This window comes from Brevibacillus ginsengisoli (assembly GCF_050113715.1).
GTDB lineage: Bacteria > Bacillota > Bacilli > Brevibacillales > Brevibacillaceae > Brevibacillus_H > Brevibacillus_H ginsengisoli.
Map to the genome: position 1 here is coordinate 431,157 of NZ_JBNJQR010000002.1, position 17,201 is coordinate 448,357.

The 17,201-nt window shown below is 44.3% G+C and carries 15 protein-coding genes; 3 read left to right on the plus strand and 12 right to left on the minus strand.

What is annotated here, in order from left to right:
* Positions 1-49 precede the first annotated feature (49 nt).
* The 9 genes from ACQCN2_RS05610 to ACQCN2_RS05650 all read right to left on the minus strand — a co-directional run bounded on the left by ACQCN2_RS05610 (position 50) and on the right by ACQCN2_RS05650 (position 10,817).
* Positions 50-2,107 carry a copper amine oxidase gene (locus tag ACQCN2_RS05610; RefSeq protein WP_426927909.1) on the minus strand — a complete coding sequence of 686 codons (2,058 nt, stop codon included), beginning with the start codon at positions 2,105-2,107 and terminating at the stop codon, positions 50-52.
* Positions 2,108-2,144: 37 nt separating this feature from the next.
* Entirely contained in the window at positions 2,145-3,575 is a 1,431-nt protein-coding gene (locus tag ACQCN2_RS05615; RefSeq protein ID WP_426927910.1) for a purine-cytosine permease family protein, read from the minus strand.
* 28 nt (positions 3,576-3,603) lie between these two features.
* Entirely contained in the window at positions 3,604-3,765 is a 162-nt protein-coding gene (locus tag ACQCN2_RS05620) for a hypothetical protein (RefSeq protein WP_426927911.1), read from the minus strand.
* 57 nt (positions 3,766-3,822) lie between these two features.
* The gene (locus tag ACQCN2_RS05625; protein WP_426927912.1) at positions 3,823-5,253 is read right to left on the minus strand and encodes a gamma-aminobutyraldehyde dehydrogenase; all 1,431 of its coding nucleotides are present in this window, start codon (positions 5,251-5,253) and stop codon (positions 3,823-3,825) included.
* A gap of 86 nt (positions 5,254-5,339) precedes the next feature.
* Positions 5,340-6,053, minus strand: a complete 714-nt coding sequence (locus ACQCN2_RS05630; protein ID WP_426927913.1) for a GntR family transcriptional regulator — start codon at positions 6,051-6,053, stop codon at positions 5,340-5,342.
* 265 nt (positions 6,054-6,318) lie between these two features.
* Positions 6,319-7,725 (minus strand): DJ-1/PfpI family protein, encoded by a 1,407-nt coding sequence (locus tag ACQCN2_RS05635; protein WP_426927914.1) that lies wholly within the window; start codon positions 7,723-7,725, stop codon positions 6,319-6,321.
* A 182-nt stretch (positions 7,726-7,907) separates the two neighbouring features.
* A complete protein-coding gene (locus ACQCN2_RS05640) occupies positions 7,908-9,182 on the minus strand; it encodes a sensor histidine kinase (RefSeq protein ID WP_426927915.1) in 1,275 nt (424 codons plus the stop codon).
* 88 nt (positions 9,183-9,270) lie between these two features.
* Entirely contained in the window at positions 9,271-9,945 is a 675-nt protein-coding gene (locus tag ACQCN2_RS05645) for a response regulator transcription factor (RefSeq protein WP_426927916.1), read from the minus strand.
* A 2-nt stretch (positions 9,946-9,947) separates the two neighbouring features.
* The gene (locus ACQCN2_RS05650) at positions 9,948-10,817 is read right to left on the minus strand and encodes a hypothetical protein (protein WP_426927917.1); all 870 of its coding nucleotides are present in this window, start codon (positions 10,815-10,817) and stop codon (positions 9,948-9,950) included.
* A 211-nt stretch (positions 10,818-11,028) separates the two neighbouring features.
* Between ACQCN2_RS05650 and ACQCN2_RS05655 the strand changes: the two genes are divergently transcribed.
* From ACQCN2_RS05655 to ACQCN2_RS05665, 3 genes are all read left to right on the plus strand, one after another.
* A complete protein-coding gene (locus tag ACQCN2_RS05655; RefSeq protein WP_426927918.1) occupies positions 11,029-11,301 on the plus strand; it encodes an autorepressor SdpR family transcription factor in 273 nt (90 codons plus the stop codon).
* Positions 11,298-11,963, plus strand: coding sequence for an SdpI family protein (locus tag ACQCN2_RS05660; RefSeq protein WP_426927919.1), 666 nt, complete (start codon positions 11,298-11,300; stop codon positions 11,961-11,963). The genes ACQCN2_RS05655 and ACQCN2_RS05660 overlap by 4 nt, the downstream gene beginning before the upstream one ends.
* A 74-nt stretch (positions 11,964-12,037) precedes the next feature.
* Positions 12,038-12,334, plus strand: a complete 297-nt coding sequence (locus tag ACQCN2_RS05665) for a hypothetical protein (RefSeq protein WP_426927920.1) — start codon at positions 12,038-12,040, stop codon at positions 12,332-12,334.
* Between the two features lie 153 nt (positions 12,335-12,487).
* On the opposite strand, the gene ACQCN2_RS05670 is transcribed toward ACQCN2_RS05665, so the two are convergent.
* From ACQCN2_RS05670 to ACQCN2_RS05680, 3 genes are all read right to left on the minus strand, one after another.
* Entirely contained in the window at positions 12,488-13,597 is a 1,110-nt protein-coding gene (locus ACQCN2_RS05670; RefSeq protein ID WP_426927921.1) for a PRK06851 family protein, read from the minus strand.
* A gap of 264 nt (positions 13,598-13,861) precedes the next feature.
* Positions 13,862-15,229, minus strand: a complete 1,368-nt coding sequence (locus ACQCN2_RS05675; RefSeq protein ID WP_426927922.1) for a right-handed parallel beta-helix repeat-containing protein — start codon at positions 15,227-15,229, stop codon at positions 13,862-13,864.
* An 84-nt stretch (positions 15,230-15,313) separates the two neighbouring features.
* On the minus strand, positions 15,314-17,182 hold the full coding sequence (locus ACQCN2_RS05680) for a polysaccharide biosynthesis protein (protein WP_426927923.1): 1,869 nt from the start codon (positions 17,180-17,182) through the stop codon (positions 15,314-15,316).
* Between the last annotated feature and the right edge of the window lie 19 nt (positions 17,183-17,201).

Below are 17,201 nucleotides of genomic sequence, written 5' to 3' on the forward strand. Positions count from 1 at the left end.
GATTGTAGCTTCTAACTATACCTTTGGTGCGCAATCTAAACACATATTTTCAATGACTTGTTGGTTTCTTATCTGGAGACGGCTTAGGGAGATCGAGCGTAGGTGTACGGTCAAAGAAGTTAAAGGGCTTCAAGAGAATGGACGCCCATTCTGTAGGCATCATCGGCCATTCTTCCGCACGTGTAATATGGGTGGTTCCCGTCGTCAACCAAACCACATCGTCGGTATTCACAATTGGCCGATTTTGTTTTGTCCACAAACCTAAGCCCGTTTCGCCCGTGTTTTGATTGACATATTTCCCTTCTGGATAGAGCTCGTTCTTTTGGTAAGGTGTTACCCAAATGTGCTTGGTGGCGTATTGCATCCGCTGCAACGGCCAGTCATCATCGGTAAAGAGAGGGTCTTGAGCGAATGGATGGGACGTACCGGCGTTTGCGATGACTTGGTACCCAGTCGGATAGCCTTGCTTATTATTTTTAGATGGATTGGTCACCAGTACAATTTTGTCAGGGTCCCACTTCTGGATCGCGTCCTGTTCCTTCTCGTATGTTTTCGCTTTTACGACCATTTCGCTTTTGCGCGGACTGCTGTTGTCTGTGAGTGGTTCGGCTTTGGGTTTCCATTCCACCACAGAGTTATTCATGCCGTCCACATCCAGATCGAGGCGGAAATTGTACAGATGCTGGTGATTGACACCGAGAATATGCTCATCCAGCAAAGTTCCATTGCGCACTTCTTTTTCATCATGTACATGCGCCATGTTCTCGGTGTGGACTCCTTTTACCGCCTCAAGTCCAGATGCCCCTACGTTCACCCTGATATTCCCGTCTTGTTCAAACACCCAATCAAAGAAATAGTCATAGTTTCCGACCGTAGAGACAAATCGCATGACAAGCTCTCGGCGTTCCCGACTCTCTGTTTTTCCGGAGATAAATGCATCCCAATGGGAATATTCTGGACTCGCGTCACGTTCATACAATGCCATGACATTTGAAGAAACAACTGGTTTGCCCATATAATCATAGATTAGCTCATTAAGATACGTCGCATAGGGCGGCGCATCAGTCCCAGGCTCGAGCGGCCGTGAAAACAATGCCATGCCGTAATCGCCTGAATCCATCCATGCCCGATAATACCAACCAGCGCTAGGATCTCCGTAAGGCACAGTCATGCCGCCTAAGCAGCCGCTGTACATGATTTTTCTTTCGGTTCCATGGTCATTGTAAGTCACCGTGGAAATAATCGGCCCCACTCGCGGATCTAAACGGTAATGGAACTTCCAATTTTGCCAGGTTACAACATGACCATCTATTTTGTAATTGGCCCCTTTTGGCTGAGAAACGGTAAGCGGCTTTAATGGCGGACGTGTTTTTCCGTGGTCTCCGTTCCCGTAGCTTGCGTCCGCTTTGGAAACGGGTACGTCACCGGTGTCTTCCACTTTGAGAATTTTCTTCTCCACCAAATCCATGGTAATGATCAGGCCTTCGATCGGATGAGCATAAATATTACCGTCACCTGTATTGAGGAAAGTAGTTGCCTTAGCCAGCCGTTTGGTGGGATCTTCCTCGGGTCTTCCGAAATAACCGACTGAGCCGGTGCCATCTGTCACCACTTTGCTCATATCGGTAATCCCGCGTCTGGCAAGCGCTTTTTTCACTTCAGCGCTTTTCATAATCAAATCAGTCGCGACGGCATATTCTTCAGCGGTAAACAAGGGTTGACCCACTTTGATTTCTGTCCAGGAGGTTACGGATTTTTGTCCTAAATCAACGACCCCCTCGAAGACTTGGCGGCCTTTCATCACTACAAAAGAAGCTTTTCTGGTAAATTTCATTCCCGGTTTCCACTTCCACACGTCTGCTTTGTCTGGCTCCTCCAATCTCAGTTCATAAAAGCGGAGGTCAGGGGAAGCATATCCCTTGTCTTTCAGGATTTGATTCACGGCAATCATTTCATCTGCGGTCAGTGGATCAAGAGGATGACGGACAATCTGCTTTTGTTCAACTCCGTGTGCCATAGCCTGAGGTGAATTCACATAGGGAACAAGGACAGTTCCGGTAAGTGCGGCCGCCGTCACTATAAGTGGTAAAGCTAAGGGCTTCTTCATTACAAACTCCTCCCATGAAATAGAATGTTTACCCAATTTAGAACGTTTTGGTCAGCTTCTCGCTTGTTGAACGGCTATAACCGCCCAAACCTTTTGGAATAATAATCAATTTGGTCAAAACATAGTAAAGTACGGAAGCTAGTATCGTAACGGGCATTGTCGCTGTGGCGTAGAGGAAAAACGATGAGTTGTCGAAGGTAATAGGATTCAAGATCAGGAAGTACACAAGGGTTGATATAATGAGGACAACAATCGCGAGATAATTAGTTCCACCCCAATAATGATAAGGTTTATCCTTTTCGTCCGAATAAAGGGCGGCTAGTTGGATGCGTTGTTTGCGTAAAACGTAGTAATCCACAAAGCTGATGCCTGTTAGCGGGCCCATGATCGTGCCACAAAATGAGAGAAAGGAACCAGCGTAATTGAATATTTGATCCGGAAAGAATAGTAGCGGAGCAGCGGGCGCCAAGAAAACAAAGCAGAGTTTACCCCAGCTTGTATGCATGAATCCTTTAATTTGTTTGAGCGCCAGTGTGTTCGAATAGGCCATTGCGGTCGTTGATGTCACATTGGCAATCGCGATAAACACCAAAGCGATCACACCGATAATTGGACCACCAATAGGTACCATCCACGCGGTTGGGTCCGCATTCCCCACGACAAGCCCGGAAACGAGTCCTGTCATAGCCCCAATGATAATGCACAGGTTAATCCCGATCATATTGGGCCAAAAGGCAGCACGCTGTGTTTTGGTTAGGCGCGCCATCCCACCCATGATCGGCCACCAGGAAAAACCCGTGCCTAAACTCATCTCTAACGCGACCATATAATTCTTCCAATTATCGTCATACGGTGCGGAAGGCTTTAACGCCAAGATTTCACCAAAGCTGTGCTGGGAAAACAGCATATACATCATGACAACCAGCATCAGGATCAAGCCGGGGGCAACAATTCGATTCAACCATTTGATGGATACGGGACCCTTGGCGACCACGATCCAGCTTAGCACCAGTGCCAACAAGGAAAATCCGATAACAATGCCAATCGAGGGTTGGTTGACGTGCGCTACAGCCGAATAAATATTGCTGGCTGAATTACCAAACATGATGCTAAGGATTGCCACCCATCCGAATTGAATGAGCAGAACAAAAAACAATGGAAATTTGAGACCATTGATGCCAAATATGCTTCGTTGCGAGATGTACTGATCGACCCCGAATTTGACGGAAGGCATTGAAACAGCGAGACAGACAAACAACACGGAAATCGTATCTCCCGCCATCAAGGCGGCAAATCCCTTTTTTAGATCCACGACGGTTGACAAAGACCCACCGATCATAAAGCACCAGGTGGCAATGGCAAGCCCAATGTTCACCATTGTGTAATCATAAGCACCCCAAATTCGCTCTTTCGGAAGAATCGGGAGTAGACCAAACACGCTTTCTTGCTCGACAGATTGTTTGCTCATTGGGTTTCCCTACTTTCCAAACGATTATTTAATACCATCCCCACGCAAATATCAAAAGAGAAAGGACAATCAGTAGAGCAACGCCAACATAATCGATCATACCGAGCCCTTTGGTTGAGGGATCGTCAAATTCCGGATTGTTTAGGATGGATATTCTAGTATTCAGCTCATCGATAAACTCTTGATCCATTGCATACTCACCTCTCTTGTATAAAACTGAATTTTCAGACTAGGAAAGGCAGATTATTTACTTGAATTTAATCATCGCATGCTTGATCTGCGTATACTCCTCAACCGCATACATGGATTGGTCTTTTCCATAACCCGATAATTTGAAGCCTCCATGCGGCATTTCACTTGCAACGGTGAGATGTGTATTGGTCCAGACCGCACCGTATTGCAGTTCTTTTGTCGCTTTCATCGCTCTGTCTACGTCGCGAGTCCATACGGATGCGGCCAACGCGTACGGGCAATCATTGGCCAATCGGATCGCCTCATCGTCCTGAGTAAACCGATTGATCGTAATGACAGGTCCAAACACTTCCTGCTGAATGATTTCGTCCGATTGTGCCGCTCCCGCAATTACGGTAGGCTGATAGTAAAATCCGGCTCCTTCTGGTACAGTACCTCCTGTAAGTACCTCGGCTTGCGTATTGTTTCTGGCGCGATTCACAAAATCATGCACTCTCCTACGATGCTGTTCGGAGATAAGTGGCCCCATTTCTGTTCCTTCCTGCAAGGGATCGCCTACCTTGATTTTCTCAATCGCCGGAATCAATTCTTGCACCAAGTCTTCATAAATGGCGTCTGCCACATAGATTCGCGTTGCAGCCGTACAGTCTTGGCCGCTATTGTAGAATCCCGCAACACTGATTCCTTTTACCACCTCTGTCAGATCAGCATCATCAAAAACCACAACAGGCGCTTTTCCGCCCAACTCGAGGTGGACTCTCTTTAAAGTACTGGCCGCCTGTGAAGCAACGGAGATTCCTGCCCGCACGCTGCCAGTCAGGGATATCATCCGGATTTTGGGATGAACGGCCATAGCGGAGCCAACTGTCGTTCCATGTCCAGTCACAACATTCAGTACACCTGGCGGCAAGACATCCCTACTCAGCTCTGCAAGCAACAACGTGGTTAAGGGAGTTAGTTCCGACGGTTTCAACACAATGGTATTGCCAGCCGCCAACGCGGGGCCGATTTTCCATCCAGCCATCATCAAGGGATAATTCCAAGGCGTGATGGCGCCGACAACTCCGATCGGTTCGCGACGAATGACGCTTGTATGATTCTCCACGTATTCTCCAGCGTTCAGTCCTTGCAAGGTTCTGGCAGCGCCGGCAAAAAAACGTAGGTTATCTACAACCAGATCCACATCACTGATCGCATACGCGAGCGGTTTGCCAACGTTTTGGGACTCTAACCTTGCGAACTCATCTTTGTTGCTCTCAATTAAATCCGCCAAATTGAGCAATACACGGCTGCGCTCTGCAGGCGTCGTCTTTTTCCAGCTTTGGAAGGCATCTTCGGCCGCTTCAACCGCTTGATTCACATCTTGTGCGGTACAAACCGGAACTTCCGCAATTACTTCTTCCGTTGCCGGGTCGATCACGGCCTCATACGAACTTCCGACACTCTCCAACATTTGACCGCGAATCATAATTTCAAGTCTTTTCATCTTCTTCATCTCCCTCTTTTGGTAAAACCGAATGAAAACGAATCTTCAACCCGGTACCACCCCCTTTCAGGTGAATTGAGAATGGATTATGACTCTTTTCCCTTCGTTTTCTTGGAAAAAGGCTTAAAAACTTCTGTAAAATCAATAGCTTTCATCTCTTTGTTCGATTCAAGATGTTTTCGGACGGTCGTGAAATGATCAAGAAATTTACGTACCGCTTCTTCCTCGTCTTTTTGGCGAATCGCTTTGATAATGCTCCGATGTTCGCTCGGACAAAGCGGACTTTCCTTTTCCGCGCTGTCATGGTAGGCCAAGTGAATATTGGTGATATTTATCAACTCTTGGCTATAATTCTCGATCAGTTCATTTCCGCTTAATCGGATTAACCCCTGATGAAACTCCGATGTCACTTCAATTGCTCTTCCGTATTCACCATTCTTATACAACTCTTCTTCCAGTAAGGTAAGCGCTTCCAATTGCTTTAATTGTTCTTCGGTTGCTTTACGGCAGGCCAGTTTCACGGATTCTACTTCCAAGATGGTTCGCAAGTGAAACACTTCTTCAATTTCTTTAGGGGTTGGTTGATTAATAACCGCCCCTTTGTTCGGGAGAATCTGTACCATTTTCTCGTATTGCAACCTTTTCAAAGCCGAACGGATGGGTGTCCGACTAACTTGAAACGCCTCAGCTAATTGTTCTTCGCCCAACTGTGTCTTTAACGGGATTTTTCGATTTAATATCGCTAATTTGATTTGGTGATAAACGAAGTCTTCCATCGAATTGGTTTCAGTTTTTCTCATAAACAACTCCCCTAGTTCATTACATGTATACAATCGATGTGCACAATGATTACTCCTTTTAGAAATAAAAACAGATTGTGAGGATTTTTATTGCATGATGTAGGAAAAACCTCAACTTTTTCATCTGTACATTTGTATACACAATTGTATTCATCCATTGTTTTTTATATGCTACCGGGAAAGTGAAGGAGAAGTAATCTGAACACAAAGAAAAAACAGATCAATCTGGCGGGATTCACCATCATTGACCTGTTGATCGTACGCTTTATTCGTTAAACCCAACTACATGAATTGGTTTTTTGGTAGATTTCAAGATTGCTTTTTTCATAATGAACCTTCTATCGATCATCGAGGCGATCAATAAGGATAAAGTAACGACTAGTAATAAGTGACTATACGTCTCAAGCGGAAGTGCCTTGCCTTCTAATGTTATATTATGGGCGCGGTATTCTAAACGTTTCACCCCGTGCTTGGCAGTTAAAACGTCATCTTGTTTGGACAAATCCTCCAATGGCGCTTCAAAAACATACCGGTTTGGAGCATTGCTATGAATGAGCAGCGTCTGGTCTGCGTGACCTTTTTCGTTCCAAAGCTTGATATCTGCCTGAGCTAGTGACTTGGCATTGCCGCCGGGGATGATCATTTTATCCAGTTTTGGCGCGTTCGCAATTGTGTGTCGAGCTAATAGATTGAGATGATGTTTGGTAGAAAGAGGTGCGCTTGTGCTTGCAATGGTCATGACCCGAGACGTTCCTGTATCTCCGTAAGAATCAAAAATAGAAGATAAAGCGAGTTCATCCATGTCTTTATATAGAAGAACACCCATTTGATTCTTGGTCCAGTGGAACGCGCTATTCAGGAAATAGGTTGAAAATTGGATGTCCATCTTAAATGGATCTACCTTTGGATGAGAGACGAGCTGATAAGTTGGATAACTGATTTCCTCGGATATTTTTGCGGCAACGTTCTCTCCCAGCTTCTGAGAAATCAAGTGAAGCACACCATCAATCCCTGCTGTTTGACCGGCTGTCGTCAATGTATTCCCTTGTTGAACATATCGTACGTCATCTACCCAGCGAGTATCCGTATATTGACCGCTCAGAAAAGGGATCGCCTGCCAGTGAGAGGTAGCGGATTTCCCTTTTAAAAGACCAGCATCGGCGAGGTTACCTGACCCGCCACAAATACTTAAGAAGGTCGTTTGACTGTTAGCATGCTGTTGAATCCATTTTCTTGTGGGCTGATAACTTTCTTCATGATTGATCGGCATGAACGGAATCACGATAATATCAAGGCTTTTGCCGACTAACTGATCCAATTCTTGATAGGTATAATGCGGGATCACATCGAGACCGCCTGATAAAGACTTCACGTTTTTGTCGGGTGCAACGGCGTATACATTATAAGCATCTGTCATCGAGAACAACGTATAGGGAATGAGAAAATCAAAATCCTCCGTTGTGGTCGAAGAATCTCCCAAAACAACCGCTACTGTAGGTTTATTCGGATTATAGAGGGGTACGTTCACTACCGGCAGAGAAGGAACGGGCTCTTGACGCAGTGCCTCGTAAAAATCTTTTCTTGAATCAAGAAGTCCCAAAAAACCGATTCCTCCAACAAACACAACGAAGCTTAATACATAAACAACAATACGAAGCAATAGCTTTTTCATCTTATTTCCTCCTTGGAATGTAAATTACAATACAGGGGTATGGTATAACCATTTCTCCTCCTGCTCATGGGGTTATTTTCCTTTAGCAACACAATAAACCATCAATTTGAACTCAATATGAACTGAGCAACCAAATAAAAAAGCCGCTCATTGGCGGCATCAATCGAGTAACTTTATCAGAATCACTGTGGAAGTGAAACCTCGAACTTCGCACCATTTCCCGGCTCTCCTGTAGCCTGAATATCACCATGGTGCATGTCGATGATTTGTTTGACAATGGATAACCCAAGGCCATTTCCTTTTACAGAAGAATTGCGAGCTTTGTCAACCTTATGAAACGGTTTAAAAATGTCGACCCTCTCTTCTTCCGGAATGCCAATCCCGTTATCCGCAAAGAAAACGATGATTTGATTGTCTTTCATTATCGCTTCAATCCGAATCTTACCACCCACGGGCGTAAATTTGATGCTATTGCTTAATAAGTTGATCCATACCTGGCTGAGCTGATCCTCATCGCCTTGAACAGTTAAAGGTTTGAGATGGAGATCAATTTCAATTTCTTTCGCGCCCCAGTGAGGCTCTAAGGCAATCACAATTCTACGTAGTTGCTCGTCTAGCCGGTACATTTTGATGTTTAACGTACTATTTTCATGTTGTAAATGGGATAATTGCAGCAAATTTTGACTTAATCGGGATAATCGTTCGCTTTCTTCTTCAATAATGGTTAAATAACGTTGTCGACTCTCCTCGTTCATTTGCTTCTGTTTTAACGCCTTGGTAAATCCGGTAATAGAAGTTAAAGGGGTCCCAATCTCATGTGATACGTTGGACACGAAATCCCTTCGCATTTGATCCAGCCTGCCAAGCTCCTTGACCATTTGGTTAAAGCTCACACTTAAAATCCCGATCTCGTCTTTTCGTTTCGTCGGAAGCTCGACATTGAATTGTCCTTTGGCCATCCTTCTGGTCGCTTCCGTCAACTGGTGAATCGGTTTCACAATGTAACGCGCAGCAATCAGAATGAGAAAGCTTCCAATAAAGAGAATCAGCACATAAAGCAAATGAATGGAATTCATCGTTTCACGTTCTGCTCCATCGCTCTTTATCGTTATGAACAAGGCATAAGGCTGACCAGCCACCTTGAATGGAAGTCCCACGAATGGAATCCGATCCATATTGTATAAGGTATGGTCTGCTTTGACGATACGAGCAACCTTTTCACCTGTGATGACAAGATTAACCTCATCTGATTTGACCTGTATGGGCCAATCTTTATCATCAAGAAGTGGCTTACCATCCCGATTGTAAAGCTGGAGCGTGGTTAGCGAAATTCCCGATAAATTTTGCATAAAAGGAATCAGTTCAGCCGAGGGTGTGGATTGATAGGTTTTGATCATTTGGTTGCCAGTTGTGGTAAGCATTTCTTCTATCATAATTTGATCCCGATCTTGATACATCCAGGAACTCACAAAAAACGCCACAACGAGGCTCAGCATTACAATACTGACAAAGATGATCACCACACGAGTATATAACGACTTAATCTTAGTTCACCTCTAATCGATAACCTAGACCGCGAATGGTCACAATTCGGAATTCTGACTCGTATGGGGCAAATCTTTCACGCAGGCGCTTGATGTGTACATCTACCGTCCGTTCATCCCCTTCATAATCGATGCCCCAGATTTGCTCGATCAACGTGTCCCGAGTAAACAATTGTCCCGTGTAGCTGCCGAATTTATATAACAATTCGAACTCTTTCATCGGGATCGTGACGGAATCTCCATTCTCGTAGATTACAAGATAACGTGAACGATCTAGCGTAATGCATCCGATTTTTATGATATTCGAAGTAGATATTCGATATCGTTTGAGTAGCGCCTTCACTCGAAGAACCATTTCCACCGGATCGAATGGCTTGACGATATAATCATCGGTCCCCAGCTTAAATCCATGAATTCGGTCCCGCGCCTCTCCTTTCGCGGTCATCATCAAAATAGGCATCTCGGCAAATTCCCGGAGTTTCTCGCATAACACCCAACCATCCATTTGAGGCATCATAATATCCAGAATCACCATATCAACAGGATGATTCTCCACGTAGTCCAAGGCGTCCGCTCCGTTCGATTTTTCAACGATTTCAAAGCCTTCATCTTTTAAATACAAGGTAACTAACTCCCGGATGTGTGGCTCATCATCAACCACAAGTACCTTTGGCAAATTTACTTCCCTCCCTCGATTTCCACTACAAACGGAAACGCCCTTACTTTTCCATCTTGTTTGAATTCAGCCCATATTTTATAAATTCCTGCCTGTTTGAACTCGGTTTCGAAAATGGTTTCCTGATCATTCGCTGGATGAACATGAAGGAATGTTTGAGCATTTTCATCCAGAATGACCACATGCCCCATCGCTCCCAAATAAGGTGACAGCTTGGTTTTATCCAAATCGAACATTAACGTTATCGGTTGATTCGCTTGCGTAGAACTTAGTTTAAGCTTTACGGTTTCGCCGTCTATAGTCTGAAAAAGCTGATTGTCAGGCTTAAGCTTATCGTGGTGGCTATCCGTTAAACCGCTTGGGTTGCCAACGACAAACGGCACGGGAACCACATGATAAGCTAAATTCTTCGGTTTGATATCAATAAATGCTTTGTAAAATCCTTCAGGAAGGTTGCTTTGTACTCGAAATTCTCCTTGGCCGATTTGTTCGGGATGTACGTGATAAAATTTATTCAAATGGTCATCTACAATAATAAAATGAAGCAGCTTTTCGTGGTTAACTACTAAATCATTCACTGGATTTCCTGTTTTATCTTTTAAGAAAATCTTGATTTCATTTCCATTCGATTGAACAAACGTGGTGACCTCACTAGTCCCTTCATGTCCAGAAGCATTTTGGTGATCATGCCCGCTCTCCTCATGGCTTCCTTCAGAATGACCCGGAGCTTGATTCCCTTCGTGTTTCATCGCGGATGCAATCTGTGTTTTATCAGCGAAATATTGGTCATACACTTGAAAACCACCGATTACGACCGCTACATAAAGAAGTGCCGCAATTACCCATTTATCAAACTTGAGCCATTTTCTCATGTTAACAACTCCTCACCATTTCATTATTGTGTTGGATAATTTTTCTATGGCAACAATAAATCACCTTTATGAACTCAATATGAACGAAGCGGGTAAAATAAAACTCGTGTTTTTAGATTCATGCCATTTGACAGGAAAAAGAAAAAAACATATACTTCAATTAGACATTTAGATAATTTTCTAATTGTTTAAGGGATGAGGTGAACTTTCCATGAATGAATCATTTAAAGCGTTATCGGATCCGACTAGAAGAGCCATCATCAAGCTGCTCCGCGAGAAGGATCGAACAGCCGGTGAAATAGCCGAGCATTTTCAAATGACCAAGCCTAGTATCTCCCACCACCTTAACGTGCTGAAAACGGCGAAGCTGATCTTAGACGAACGTCAAGGACAAAATATTTTGTACTCATTGAACACGACTGTGGTTCAAGAAGTTATGGGCTGGTTTATGGAAATTATTAAAAAAGGAGAGGAAGAAACATGAACAAAAGCACCAAATCATGGAGCTGGAAAGACACCCTGATCATAATCATCGCGCTTGTTCCGGTAGTAATTGGAGCAGCGATGTATAACCAACTGCCCGAACAAATGTCTTCCCACTTTGACATGAACGGAAACGCTAACGGTTTTATGAGCAAGCCTACTTTCTTTATTTTTATGACGCTTTTGAATGTCTTTCTAGTCCTCCTGTTAAAAGTGGCTCCCAAACTTGACCCAAAGCGTGCCAATTATGAAAAATTCTTGGATGTGTATACCTTGCTTCGTTTTGTGATCGTCATTTTCTTAAGCGGTATCTTCGTTATGGTGTTGCTCGAAAACCTGGGTTACGGCGTTTCGATAAGGACTGGCACGTTTCTATCTTTGGGTGGATTGTGGATTGTGATGGGCAATTATTTGGGCCGTATTCGTCATAATTACATGCTAGGAATTCGGACGCCGTGGACGCTCGCCAGCGAAGAAGTCTGGAGAAAAACGCATCGTATGGCGGGACCTGTGTGGGTAATTTGCGGGATTGTTATGATTTTCGGCAGCTTTTTCAGTGGAGCTTCATTCTCTTATCTGTTCCTCATTACGATTGGTATTTCAGTAGTCTTACCCTTGATCTATTCCTATCTGGGATTTAAAAAACTTGGGCAAGGAAAGTAGAAATAAAAAGAATAATTTCAGTTTGAATTAACAACGATAAGGGTGAAAAAACCTATGAAAGGGGATTTTTACCCATGCATACTGGCTTTGAAAAACCATTTATTCGAATTCATCTGTTATATCACGCGAATCATAAACCCATTACCCCAGAAGAAATGCAATCCGAAATTAACAGCCATGGCTACCACGTCAATTCACAGGAAATCCAACAGGAATTGAGTCATTTAGCAATGGAAGGGTATGTCACTGCTAATGGCACCCAATTCCAAATTACAACAAGCGGACAAAGCGAACTGCAAAGCGTTCAGCAACATTTGGAGCCTTTATATCAAGAAGTTGTACAAAATAAGCAGGCTGAATTCCCTATGTAGAAGGTAACTACTATTAAAATGCGCAAAAACAACCTCCTGTTCAATCTGCAGGAGGTTGTTTTGTGGGCTATTTTGCAAATTAGATTCTTGTGCTTCTTGTTTGTTTTAAGAACTGGGCATGCTATTCAATTGAAAAATTATTGTTTAGTACTCTTATATCATTGAATTCTTGCGGCTGAGCAGTTCTTTAAATTCCGTTTGCAACTGAAGTCGGAGCTGTTCAACGATTGAAAAATCCGTTGCCTCCGTATAAAAAGCCTTCAGTTGTGAATCGATGGCTTCGGCTTCAGCCAGATAGGAAGTAGCCTCTTTCATTTTTGCGGAATAGCGTTCTTTAATGTCGGACAGCTCTGTTGCATACTCTTCATCGGTTCCGGGGGTCATGGTGAGCTCATACATATCCAATACCTCATCCCCCTCTCGATCTGGAAAGTATTCATGAGGAGCGGTGCTATCAAAAATGGCTGTGCTGAGCGTTGGGAAGATCAGCATATCAAGACTATTCGGATCAAACCCGCAATGGTACACTTGTACTTCCACTCCACTTGTTTCGGCGGCGGCGGTCAGCTTTTTTAGCAGAGTTGATTTACCGGAACCTGGTCTTCCTTTAATGAAAATCCTTCGTTGCAACTGAGCGGTCAGGCTTTGAATAAAATCGTAGGCGCCATTCGGGGTGGCGGCTCCAAAAAACAAGTGGCGGCCGGTTGTCGGAATGGCGTCTCCACGTCCATCGAATAATTCCTGAGCCAGGTCTTGTGCAACTTGATTGGCCTTCACAAAATCCATACTCTTGATATAAAATCTTTCCCAATCATCATGAATCTGCAAGGCTTGGGCAAAGGTTTCATACGCCTTCGAATAGGTCTCATCGAGAGTTGCTTTGAGTTCTTCAATTGTTGTCAGATTCTCTTGCGTAATTCGGCTATTATCGAGTGCTTCCCCGAAATTGTAGGTATGGATCTCACAAATATCGTCGATTGGGATGTCGTCACAGGCCTCTTCGTCAACGACGCCCACGTTCAATTCTGTTGCAATCAACCCCTCAAGCTCGTCGGAACGAAGGGGTGAATGGAAGCATTGTACGTTGTGGCCTTCTTCCAACAAGGTATCAGCCAATTGCCTAATAACTGTCGACTTGCCAGTCCCCGGAGGACCTGAAAGAACAAATATTCGATTGAGCCCTTGAAAGGCGGAATGATACAAAAAATGGGCTCCTCTAGCGGTGTTCCCGTGAGCAAAGTAATGAGAGGATTTTCCGGTCAAAGTGAAACACTCCTTTTGTGCTTATCCTGTAGATCCAGAATAATTACAAGTTCCGTGAAAGCTACAGTCATAAGCGATATGGGATAAATGCCTATGCTTCAGCCTATTCCGACACACGCACAGGTGTTACTTTGTCACCTCAAACACCATTGTGCAATAACATATCAGAAAGGAAACTATCTCGTAAACGGTACTTTGTTGAATCAAAAAAACCTTCAAGCAGTTTGGACACCGAAAAAGGTGCTCTGCCGAAGGTTTTCAGTTTTAAGGATTCCAAGAATTAAATTGTTCCGTTGGATTTACCGAAGTATCGTTAACCAATGGGCTTCCCGTTACTTGGGCGATATTCTCCCGCACAAAGACTCGAACCCCGCTTCCTATAGTCATCAGTCGGATCGCATCTAACCCATTGACGAACTGATTGTTGCGAATGGTCACATTCCCTTTGGTGATTTGTACGGCAATTGCCCTGTCAACAAAACCATCAAACAGATTATTGACGATATCAATCAGACGGTTGGCAGTCGAATCGCTTTTTCCAATGTAGAGCAAATAGGGAGCTGAATTATTTCGAAATCGATTATCACGGATCAACGTATGCAGGGTAACTCCGGTTCCGGTTTGTCCAAGTGTCACTATGGCTTGCTTTGTATGATTATCAAAAAAATCGTTGTCGATCATCCGGATGTCTTCTGCTGATTCCTCGACATTGATCAAGTGAGAATACATCGTTCCATCAACGGGGTCAACGCCATTATTACGAAACGTGTTGCTTTGGATGAGAATATTTTTACCGTTTGCGAGTCCTAGTCCGAGCGCGTTTTGCTCTACGCGATTTCGCACAAACCATGCTTTATAGCTTGTGGCGCCCTGATTATTCACATCGCCTGACAGCTTCAGATTGGCTGGAAAACCGCGAACATGATGAAAGTAGTTGTCGTGGATATGCAAAAAGCGACCCGATCCAAACATATCAATCCCATCACCATTTAAATAGCGAAACTCGTTATAACTTAGGTTAAGATTTTCACTGTCCCCTCCGTTGAATTTAACACCATCCCCTGTTGCCTTTTCAAACAAGCATTGCGTAATCACGATGTTATTCGTTTTTTGGCACATGACCAAATTATCCACCCGATATTCTCCTGTAGCCTTACAGCGATCCAGTTTCAGGAACTGGTTCCAAAATGTCTTGTCGTTATAGTCAATCGGGTCTCCATCATAGGCTGAATAGAAATAGGCAAGGGCTCCATTGGTGATCTGGCATTGACATAGTGAGACATACGACAATTTGATTCCTCTTAAAAAACGTGCTGTCCCTGGTACGGCGGCTGGATCAAAGGTAAGGCGATTGATCTCGATATAACTTGAATCTTGTACCCGAAATAAATCGTGTCGCCCCCCTTTAATTACCGAACCGTTTCCCTCTACATAGATGTTACTTGCCTTGTTAATCTCCAGTGGTCCTGAGATCTTGTAGGTTCCTTTAGGAAACACAAGTACGGAAGCGACCCCACTCTGTAATACTGCGAGAGCAGCTTTAATTGCAGCGGTATCATCGGTCGTTCCGTTACCTTTTGCCCCGTATTCCATTACATTGACTCGTTCATTTGCGTCCAGTTTGAAAGCCACGCTTTTTCTCCCTCACTTCTCTTATTGATGACTCTTTCGATCACCATTCTATGATTACGCCGGAGAATGCGTGTGGACTAGGGTTTACGATTTGATAAATTCTCTCTCTACTGTCCTTTGATAGGTGGGAACAATATGGTGCAAAAGCGAACAGATCTCTTCATGCAGCTGTGGTGTATCATTTCGTTGCATAATCGATTCCAGTCTGCGCAGTACATAGGCAAGTTCTTCATAGGAAAAGTCACTTGGTTTGCCGATAAAGATTCGGTTATGTTTGGAAGCCGTTGCCCCTTCCTCATTGGTTAGGATTTCTTCATACAGCTTTTCTCCCGGACGTATCCCCGAATAAACGATTTCAATATCGATATGAGGCTCCAAGCCAGACAAACGAATTAGATCATGTGCAAGATCAGCAATTCTGACTGGTTTTCCCATATCAAGGATGAAGATCTCTCCTCCTCTAGCAAATGCTCCCGCCTGAATAACGAGTTGAACCGCCTCTGAGATCGTCATAAAAAAGCGGACCATGTCTGGGTGGGTTACGGTAACAGGCCCTCCCCGCTTGATCTGATCTTTAAAGAGTGGAATCACGCTGCCCCGACTTCCTAATACATTTCCAAAACGAACCGCAACAAATTTGGTCATACTCTCTTTATCCAGGCTCTGGATCAATAATTCCGTCATTCGTTTGGTAGCGCCCATCACACTGGTTGGATTGACGGCTTTATCTGTTGAGATGGCGACAAAGCGATCGGCATGATATTTGTGGGCGCATTCCGCGACATTTTTGGTCCCAAAAATGTTATTCTTAACCGCTTCAACTGGATTCCATTCCATTAACGGCACATGTTTATGCGCAGCCGCATGAAATACAATGTCAGGGCGGTATTTCGCAAAAACGGATTCGATTCTTACGCGATCCTGTATATCCGCGATAATCGGCTCAATCGATAGAGTGGGATAATTCCGACGCAATTCGTTTTCGATCGCATAGATGCTGTTTTCACCGTGTCCGAGGAGTAGCATCATTCTAGGCTGAAGACGGGATATCTGACGACATAGTTCCGATCCAATCGAGCCGCCTGCACCTGTTACTAACACGACTTTGTCCGTGAGATAAGCGGAAATCTCCTGGATATTTACTTCAGCCGGTTCTCTGCCGAGGAGATCCTCTACCTGAACATCACGTATCTGGCCGATCGTCATCTTTCCTTCGATCAGATCACGCAATCGTGGCAGCAACTTAACCTGCAGTCGTGCGCTTTTGCATTGCTCGATAAGGTTTGCTAATTCCAGTTTATCCAGTGAAGGAATCGCGATAATGATCAGATCAATTTGATGTGATGCTATGATATGGATGAGATCGTTTCGTGTACCAATGATGGGAACGCCCATGACATGCAAATTTTGTTTTTTGGTGTCATCATCGAGAAACGCGACTGGATAGATATCGGTTTCGTCGGTGTGGATCAGTTCATCGACCAACATTTTTCCTGCTGATCCTGCTCCAACGATTAAGGCCCGCTTATGATGTGGCTGGAAAGAAACCGTGCTATAGTGCAGCAGTCTCCATGCGAGCCGTGACGTACCTAAGCCCATCGAGGCGATCAGCCACGAAAGAATAAAGATCGAGTTCGGAATAATTGTCTCTAGACCTGCCAGACGTAGTACATGGTAGATTCCCCAAGTGAGTATCAGCCCCACTATACTGGCACGGATGATCAGCGATATCTCACGGATTCCAGCGAAGCGCCAAGAAAAGCGATACACTTTGGACATTAAGAAACTGAGAATCGTACATCCACCAAATAACAAGATCGTGTCAGGAATCGTGGTCCAAAACGGTTTGGGGATCTCGCCTTCAAAGCGAATTGCATAACCGAGCAAGACGGCAGCGCTTAACAACATAGCATCAAGCAAAACGGTGGCAATCAATCGATGTCTATCATTCATTGATATTCCTCCATTTTCG

What these genes read in the sequence shown, in the direction of transcription:
- ACQCN2_RS05610 (WP_426927909.1), bottom strand. Translation starts at nt 2,107, where the DNA reads ATGAAGAAGCCCTTAGCTTTACCACTTATAGTGACGGCGGCCGCACTT.
- ACQCN2_RS05615 (WP_426927910.1), bottom strand. Translation starts at nt 3,575, where the DNA reads ATGAGCAAACAATCTGTCGAGCAAGAAAGCGTGTTTGGTCTACTCCCG.
- ACQCN2_RS05620 (WP_426927911.1), bottom strand. Translation starts at nt 3,765, where the DNA reads ATGGATCAAGAGTTTATCGATGAGCTGAATACTAGAATATCCATCCTA.
- ACQCN2_RS05625 (WP_426927912.1), bottom strand. Translation starts at nt 5,253, where the DNA reads ATGAAAAGACTTGAAATTATGATTCGCGGTCAAATGTTGGAGAGTGTC.
- ACQCN2_RS05630 (WP_426927913.1), bottom strand. Translation starts at nt 6,053, where the DNA reads ATGAGAAAAACTGAAACCAATTCGATGGAAGACTTCGTTTATCACCAA.
- ACQCN2_RS05635 (WP_426927914.1), bottom strand. Translation starts at nt 7,725, where the DNA reads ATGAAAAAGCTATTGCTTCGTATTGTTGTTTATGTATTAAGCTTCGTT.
- ACQCN2_RS05640 (WP_426927915.1), bottom strand. Translation starts at nt 9,182, where the DNA reads ATGTATCAAGATCGGGATCAAATTATGATAGAAGAAATGCTTACCACA.
- ACQCN2_RS05650 (WP_426927917.1), bottom strand. Translation starts at nt 10,817, where the DNA reads ATGAGAAAATGGCTCAAGTTTGATAAATGGGTAATTGCGGCACTTCTT.
- ACQCN2_RS05655 (WP_426927918.1), top strand. Translation starts at nt 11,029, where the DNA reads ATGAATGAATCATTTAAAGCGTTATCGGATCCGACTAGAAGAGCCATC.
- ACQCN2_RS05660 (WP_426927919.1), top strand. Translation starts at nt 11,298, where the DNA reads ATGAACAAAAGCACCAAATCATGGAGCTGGAAAGACACCCTGATCATA.
- ACQCN2_RS05665 (WP_426927920.1), top strand. Translation starts at nt 12,038, where the DNA reads ATGCATACTGGCTTTGAAAAACCATTTATTCGAATTCATCTGTTATAT.
- ACQCN2_RS05680 (WP_426927923.1), bottom strand. Translation starts at nt 17,182, where the DNA reads ATGAATGATAGACATCGATTGATTGCCACCGTTTTGCTTGATGCTATG.